Source organism: Pseudomonas sp. MNR3A (assembly GCF_009650575.1).
GTDB classification, from domain to species: Bacteria; Pseudomonadota; Gammaproteobacteria; order Pseudomonadales; family Pseudomonadaceae; genus Aquipseudomonas; species Aquipseudomonas machongensis.
In genome coordinates, this window is sequence record NZ_VZZS01000029.1 from 244284 (window position 1) to 251933 (window position 7650).

At 60.0% G+C, this 7650-nt stretch carries 8 protein-coding genes; all 8 read left to right on the forward strand.

From position 1 onward, the window contains the following. Window positions 1-9: 9 nt before the first annotated feature. The 8 genes from F6X62_RS20265 (at window position 10) to msrQ (ending at window position 7512) form a co-directional block, all read left to right on the forward strand. On the forward strand, window positions 10-789 hold the full coding sequence (locus F6X62_RS20265; RefSeq protein WP_153774524.1) for a M48 family metallopeptidase: 780 nt from the start codon (window positions 10-12) through the stop codon (window positions 787-789). After that, the gene (locus F6X62_RS20270; RefSeq protein WP_065861606.1) at window positions 786-1112 is read left to right on the forward strand and encodes a YqcC family protein; all 327 of its coding nucleotides are present in this window, start codon (window positions 786-788) and stop codon (window positions 1110-1112) included. The genes F6X62_RS20265 and F6X62_RS20270 overlap by 4 nt, the downstream gene beginning before the upstream one ends. A 414-nt stretch (window positions 1113-1526) precedes the next feature. Then, window positions 1527-3251 carry an acetolactate synthase 3 large subunit gene (locus tag F6X62_RS20275; protein ID WP_063546633.1) on the forward strand — a complete coding sequence of 575 codons (1725 nt, stop codon included), beginning with the start codon at window positions 1527-1529 and terminating at the stop codon, window positions 3249-3251. A 1-nt stretch (window position 3252) separates the two neighbouring features. Then, a complete protein-coding gene (gene ilvN, locus F6X62_RS20280; RefSeq protein WP_003250040.1) occupies window positions 3253-3744 on the forward strand; it encodes an acetolactate synthase small subunit in 492 nt (163 codons plus the stop codon). A gap of 54 nt (window positions 3745-3798) precedes the next feature. Beyond that, window positions 3799-4815, forward strand: coding sequence for a ketol-acid reductoisomerase (gene ilvC / locus F6X62_RS20285; protein WP_153774525.1), 1017 nt, complete (start codon window positions 3799-3801; stop codon window positions 4813-4815). Window positions 4816-4966: 151 nt separating this feature from the next. Next, window positions 4967-5818, forward strand: a complete 852-nt coding sequence (gene pssA / locus F6X62_RS20290) for a CDP-diacylglycerol--serine O-phosphatidyltransferase (protein ID WP_054892580.1) — start codon at window positions 4967-4969, stop codon at window positions 5816-5818. Window positions 5819-5896: 78 nt separating this feature from the next. Continuing rightward, entirely contained in the window at window positions 5897-6910 is a 1014-nt protein-coding gene (msrP, locus tag F6X62_RS20295; protein ID WP_153774526.1) for a protein-methionine-sulfoxide reductase catalytic subunit MsrP, read from the forward strand. Beyond that, window positions 6910-7512, forward strand: a complete 603-nt coding sequence (gene msrQ, locus F6X62_RS20300; RefSeq protein WP_153774527.1) for a protein-methionine-sulfoxide reductase heme-binding subunit MsrQ — start codon at window positions 6910-6912, stop codon at window positions 7510-7512. Before msrP ends, msrQ begins: the two co-directional genes overlap by 1 nt. The last annotated feature ends 138 nt before the right edge of the window (window positions 7513-7650 follow it).

Sequence of the window (7650 nt, forward strand, 5' to 3'; positions counted from 1 at the left end):
GGGTGTGAAGTGAACAAGTGGTGGTTTCCTGCCTTGACGGCGCTGGCCGTGCTGCACGGCTGCGCCAGCGTCCCGCGTGGCGCCATTCCGGTGGTCGATTCGAGTACACGGGTCTCGAACAGCGAGCGTGTCTCGGCCAACCGTGGCGCGCCGGTCTCCCCCGGCAGCAATGGTACGTCCCAGGCCCAGTCCCTGCCTGAGGATTCCGGGGTCACGGTGATGCTCCCGCAGGGCGCGGGCGCATCGCCGATCCAGACCTTCCCGGCCCAGACCGGCTCTGCACCGCTGAGCACCGGCCCGATCACCCCGGGACCGGTCAGTAGCGGGCCGATCACCACCAACCCTAATCCGGCAGGTGACGAACCTTTCGACATCGCGTCGATGAACAGCGCCCCGGCCGCTGCCACTCGTGCGCCTACCGGTATTCCGCGCAGCAATGGGGGCGGGTTGTCCGCCGATGAGCAGCTGGACGGTCCGGTACTGGCATTGCTGACCACCGCCCAACAGCAGCAGGGCAGCGGAGACCTCAACGGTGCTTCGTCCAGCCTGGAGCGTGCCCAGCGCATCGCACCGCGTGAGCCGCAGGTGCTGTTCCGCCTGGCTCAGGTGCGTCTGTCGCAAGGTGACGCTGCACAATCCGAGCAACTCGCTCGCCGGGCACTGACGTATGCCAACGGTCGTCCTGATCTGCAGGCCGAGCTGTGGAACATCATCGCCCAGGCTCGCGAGAAGCAGGGTGACAGTGCCGGCGCCGCCTTGGCACGGCAGAAGGCGCGGACCGCTTCGTGATGGAACAGCGCATTCTCGATATTGCCGACCACCTGTTGCTGATCGAGCGTGAGCTTCAGGTCCGTGGCTGGTGGGACGAGGTGTCTCCTAGCGAAAGCGCCCTGGCCAGCACCGTACCGTTCGCAGTCGATACGCTTGCGTTCGAGCAGTGGCTGCAGTGGATTTTCCTGCCGCGGATGAAGCTTATTCTTGAGCATGGCCATCCTCTGCCCAGTGCATCTGGGATCCTGATCATGGCCGAGACGGTCTTCACCGACCGTCCGGAAGAAAGCCGCGAACTTCGCCGCCTGCTGGCAGCATTCGATCGATTGATCGCCGCTTGAGCCTGATTTCTTCTCTTTTTCCTTCAAGGGCCGCAGATTGTGGCCCTTTTTTATGGAAATCTTTAATTTCCTGCTGCTGGTGTCCTTTTTCGTGGTGGTGGGAATTCATCTCAGGGAAAAATTGGCAATAATTTTTCTTGACTTGAGGGCGGCGAATCAGAAGAATCCAGTTTCCGCTGTAGGGGGACTGCCAGAAGCAGACCCGCTAGGCAGATCATGAGGCGCACACCCGCGCCGACTCGCTACACCCCGCAACGCGTTACCTCGCGCTGGGTGGGAAAACCCCGCAACACTCTGGGGCGATCCCAATACTTGCTCAGTCAGTGCTGACGTTCGCTCATGCTCTGCTTGGCAGTAAACCTATTAAGACCCGCCCGGATGGGGCGGTATTCTGGCGTTTTAGAGGTGAACAACGTGGAGCTTTTATCTGGCGCTGAGATGGTCGTCCGCTTCTTGCGTGACGAAGGCGTTAAGCACATCTACGGGTACCCTGGTGGTGCTCTCCTTCATGTTTACGATGCCCTGTTCAAGGAACCGGAAGTCCAGCACATCCTGGTGCGTCATGAGCAGGCTGCCACTCACATGGCAGACGGTTACGCCCGTGCCACCGGCAAGGCTGGCGTGGTCCTGGTGACCTCCGGTCCCGGTGCGACCAACGCTATTACCGGTATCGCCACCGCCTACATGGATTCCATCCCGATGGTCATCCTGTCTGGCCAGGTGCCCAGCACCATGGTCGGCACCGATGCCTTCCAGGAAACCGACATGATCGGGATCTCCCGGCCGATCGTGAAGCACAGCTTCATGATCAAGAACCCCACCGAGATTCCGGAAGTTCTGAAAAAAGCGTTCTACCTGGCGCAATCCGGTCGCCCAGGTCCGGTCGTGGTCGACATTCCAAAAGACATGACCAACCCGGCCGAGAAGTTCGAATACGTCTACCCGAAAAAGGTCAAGCTGCGCTCCTACAGCCCTGCGGTCCGTGGCCACTCCGGCCAAATCCGCAAGGCCGCCGAGATGCTCCTGGCCGCCAAGCGTCCGATCGTCTATTCCGGCGGCGGCGTGATTCTCGGTGGCGGCTCCGAAGCCCTGACCGAAATCGCCAAGTCCCTGAACCTGCCGGTCACCAACACCCTGATGGGGCTGGGTGGCTTCCCGGGTACCGATCGCCAGTTCCTCGGCATGCTGGGCATGCACGGCAGCTACACCGCCAACCTGGCGATGCACAATGCCGACGTGATCCTCGCCGTGGGTGCGCGCTTCGATGACCGTGTGGTCAACGGCCCGGCCAAGTTCTGCCCGAACGCCAAGATCATCCATATCGACATCGACCCTGCGTCGATCTCGAAGATGATCAAGGCCGACGTGCCGATCGTGGGGCCGGTCGAGAGCGTGCTCAGCGAGATGCTGGCCATCCTCAAGGAAATCGGCGAGAAGCCTGAAAAGGCGGCCCTCGATGCCTGGTGGAAGCAGATTGATGAGTGGCGCGGTGACCGCGGCCTGTTCCCTTACGACAAGGGCGACGGCAGTGTCATCAAGCCTCAGCAGGTCATCGAGACCCTGTGCGAAGTGACCCATGGCGATGCCTTCGTCACCTCCGACGTAGGTCAGCACCAGATGTTCGCGGCGCAGTACTACCGCTTCAACAAACCCAACCGCTGGATCAACTCCGGTGGCCTGGGCACCATGGGCTTCGGTTTCCCGGCAGCCATGGGCGTCAAGCTCAACTTCCCGGACCAGGACGTGGCCTGTGTCACTGGCGAAGGCAGCATCCAGATGAACATCCAGGAGCTTTCCACCTGCATGCAGTACGGCCTGCCGGTGAAGATCGTCAACCTGAACAACGGGGTGCTGGGCATGGTTCGCCAATGGCAGGACATGTCCTACAACGGTCGTCACTCGCATTCCTACGTCGAGTCGCTGCCTGACTTCATCAAGCTGGCCGAGGCCTATGGCCATGTGGGTATCCGCATCACCAGCCTCAAAGACCTCAAGCCGAAACTGGAAGAGGCCTTTGCGATGAAGGACCGCCTGGTGTTCATCGACATCGCGGTCGACCGGACCGAGCACGTCTACCCGATGCAGATCAAGGACGGCTCGATGCGTGACATGTGGCTGAGCAAGACGGAGCGTACCTGATATGCGGCACATCATTTCCCTGCTGCTGGAAAACGAACCTGGTGCCTTGTCGCGCGTGGTCGGTCTGTTCTCCCAGCGCAACTACAACATCGAAAGCCTGACGGTTGCACCGACCGAGGACCCGACCCTGTCGCGTCTCACTCTAACCACCGTGGGTCATGACGAAGTGATCGAGCAGATCACCAAGAACCTGAACAAGCTGGTAGAGGTGGTCAAGCTGGTCGACCTGTCGGAGAGCGCTCATATCGAGCGCGAACTGATGCTGGTAAAGGTCAAGGCTACTGGCGCCCAGCGCGCCGAAATCAAGCGCACCACGGATATTTTCCGTGGGCAGATCGTCGATGTCACCGCCAGTGTGTATACCGTGCAACTGAGCGGCACCAGCGATAAGCTGGACAGCTTCATCCAGGCGATCGGCACCGCTTCGATTCTCGAAACCGTGCGCAGCGGCGTCACCGGCATTGCCCGTGGCGACAAAGTACTCAGCATCTAACTTCACCAATTAGCGATGGTCCTGCGGGGCCGAGATATAACCAGGGGTATTTCCATGAAAGTGTTCTACGACAAAGACTGCGACCTCTCCATCATCCAGGGCAAGAAAGTCGCCATCATCGGTTACGGCTCCCAGGGTCACGCCCAGGCGTGCAACCTGAAAGACTCCGGTGTAGACGTTACCGTCGGTCTGCGTAAAGGTTCGGCTACCGTTGCCAAGGCAGAAGCCCACGGCCTGAAAGTCGCTGACGTCGCCACCGCCGTCGCTGCTGCCGACCTGGTCATGATCCTGACCCCGGACGAATTCCAGGGCACCCTGTACAAGAATGAGATCGAACCGAACATCAAGAAAGGCGCGACCCTGGCCTTCTCCCACGGCTTCTCGATCCACTACAACCAAGTCGTTCCGCGTGGCGACCTCGACGTGATCATGATCGCGCCGAAGGCTCCGGGCCACACCGTGCGCTCCGAGTTCGTCAAGGGCGGCGGTATTCCTGACCTGATCGCGGTCTACCAGGACGCTTCGGGCAACGCCAAGAACGTCGCACTGTCGTACGCCGCTGGCGTCGGTGGTGGCCGTACCGGCATCATCGAAACCACCTTCAAGGACGAGACCGAAACCGACCTGTTCGGTGAGCAGGCCGTTCTGTGCGGCGGTACCGTCGAGCTGGTCAAGGCCGGTTTCGAAACCCTGGTCGAAGCAGGCTACGCGCCTGAAATGGCCTACTTCGAGTGCCTGCACGAGCTGAAGCTGATCGTTGACCTCATGTACGAAGGCGGTATCGCCAACATGAACTACTCGATCTCCAACAACGCCGAGTACGGTGAGTACGTCACCGGCCCTGAGGTCATCAACGAAGAATCCCGCAAGGCCATGCGCAACGCTCTGAAGCGCATCCAGGACGGCGAATACGCGAAGATGTTCATCAGCGAAGGTGCGACCAACTACCCTTCGATGACCGCCAAGCGTCGTAACAACGCCGCCCACGGCATCGAAATCATCGGCGAGAAACTGCGCTCGATGATGCCTTGGATCTCGGCCAACAAGATCGTCGACAAGACCAAGAACTGAGTCTTGCCTCGATAGATTAAAAACGCGGCTTCGGCCGCGTTTTTTCGTTTAGGCAGCCAGCTTCTGGTATAAAGCGACCAGAGGCCTGCCGTTAGAACCTGTTTCGCCGGCCTCTGTCGAACTTATTCCACCCAGTTGCAAGGTGCATTTCATGAGCGAACGTCCCGAAGAGCCGAACAAGCCCTCCGACGCCGAAAGCCTGCTACCTGTCGATGAGCATGTTGAGGAAGGTCACGACGCCGAAGGGCGCAAGGTCCGGCATCGCGGCATCTACTTGTTGCCCAACCTCTTCACCACCGCCAACCTGTTCGCCGGTTTCTACTCGATCATCAACTCCATCAGTGCGCAGAGCGCCCTGAGCGCAGGCGACCCGCGCGAGGCGAGCAAGTACTTCGCCTTCGCCGCTATCGCTATCTTCGTCGCCATGGTTCTGGACAGCCTCGATGGCCGTGTGGCGCGGATGACCAACACGCAGAGCGCCTTCGGTGCCGAGTACGACTCGTTGTCGGACATGGTTGCCTTCGGTGTGGCGCCGGCACTGCTGGCCTTTGGTTGGGCATTGGGTGACATGGGCAAGGTCGGCTGGATGGTCGCCTTCATCTATGTGGCCGGCGCAGCGTTGCGTCTGGCGCGTTTCAACACCCAGGTCGGCACCGCCGACAAACGCTACTTCATCGGTCTGGCCAGCCCGGCTGCCGCAGGTGTGGTGGCGGGTACCGTCTGGGCCTTCAGCGACTACGGTATCCAGGGCTCGAAACTGTCGTTCCTGGTGGCGCTGCTGGTGGCGGCAGCAGGCATGCTGATGGTCAGCAATATCAAGTACAACAGCTTCAAGGAGCTGGATCTCAAGGGGCGCGTACCTTTTGTTGCGATCCTGGCCGTGGTGCTGGTGTTCGCCGTGGTGTTCAGCGATCCACCACGGATTCTGCTGCTGATCTTCCTCGGCTATGCGGTTTCAGGCCCAGTGCAGTACTTGCTGCGCGGTCGTCGTCGCAAAGTCTGAAAAAAGATTTAATGCTGGAATAACTCTCCGGCTCCATAGTCTTACTGGTACATCCGCCACCAGTGCTGTGGAGCCGCCATGCTCATCAAGCTTCCCAAGTCGTCCGATTGCAACGAATCGGACGTTACCCCTGAAAGTGTCTATTTCTCTCGCCGCTCTGTATTGGGTGCCTCTCTAGCCGGGTTTGCGTTGGGCGCTTTGCCCGTGCTCGGCCAGGCCGCCGAGGCCTCACGCTATGCTGACGTGGAAGCGGGTTCGACACCTGGCTGGTTCAAGGACAAGCTCGGTGCGACGCGCTGGCAGGCCGTGACGGTCAAGGATGAGGCAATCACGCCGTTCAAGGACGCTACCCACTACAACAACTTCTACGAGTTCGGGCCCGACAAGGGCGACCCGGCGGCCAATGCCGGTAGCCTCAAGACCGAACCCTGGAGCGTGGTGGTCGATGGCGAGGTCGGCAAGCCTGGGCGCTACGCGCTGGAAGATTTCGTCAAGCCCCTGCAGCTTGAAGAGCGCATCTATAGGCTGCGTTGCGTCGAGGCCTGGTCGATGGTCATCCCCTGGCTGGGCTTTCCGCTGTCCGAGGTGCTCAAGCAGGTCGAGCCAACTTCCAAGGCTCGCTATGTGCGTTTCGAAACGCTGCAGGACCCCAAGAGCATGCCGGGCCAACGCTCGGGCTTTGCCCTGATCGACTGGCCTTACGTGGAAGGGTTGCGCCTGGATGAGGCGATGAACCCGCTCGCGATCCTGGCGGTTGGCATGTATGGGCGCGAACTGCCCAACCAGAATGGTGCACCACTGCGTCTGGTGGTGCCATGGAAGTACGGGTTCAAGAGCATCAAGTCGATCGTGCGCATCAGTCTGGTGGCCGAGCAACCGAAGACCACTTGGCAGGGGCTGGCGCCGAACGAGTATGGCTTCTATGCCAACGTCAATCCGCAGGTCGATCACCCGCGTTGGAGCCAGGCGCGTGAGCGGCGGCTGCCCAGTGGTCTGTTCAACCCCAATGTGCGTACCACTCAGATGTTCAATGGCTATGAGGAGGAGGTTGCCTCTCTTTATAGCGGTCTCGATCTTCGGAAGAACTACTGATGCGTTATCCCTGGTTTCGCTTGGCGATTTTCATCGTTGGCTGCCTGTTTCCGGCCTGGTGGTTGTATGAGGCGGCTACGAACCTGCTTGGGCCGGATCCGGGGAAAATTCTGGTAGACAGGTTGGGGCTCGGTGCGCTGGTGTTCCTGCTGGTGACCTTGGGCATGAGCCCTCTGCAGCGTCTGACGGGGTGGGGTGGTTGGATCGTTGCGCGGCGACAGCTGGGATTGTGGTGTTTTGCCTATATCGTCCTGCACATGACGGCCTATATGGTCTTCATCCTTGGGCTCGACTGGGGGCAGCTTGGCGTCGAGTTGCGCAAGCGGCCTTATATCATCGTCGGGGTTATCGCCTTCCTGGGGCTGCTGGCCTTGGCAGTGACCTCCAACCGTTATAGCCAGAGACGGCTCGGTGCGCGCTGGAAGAAGCTGCACAAACTGGTCTATGTGATTCTCGGCCTGGGCTTGCTGCATTTCCTGTGGATTGTGCGTTCGGACCTGCTGGAGTGGGCTATCTATGCCGGGGTAGGGGCGCTGCTGATGGTGATGCGGGTCCCACCGGTATGGCGGCGGGTGCCCCGTCTGATAGGCCGGCGCGCTTAAGCTTTTCATTCTTATCGTTTTTTTGAAATAAAAGGTTGACGCCCTCTCAGATCCCCTTATAATGCGCCCCACTTCCGCAGCAAACGGAACGCAAAACTCCTTGCTAATCAAGGAGTTAAGCGAGTTCGGCGAGGCGTG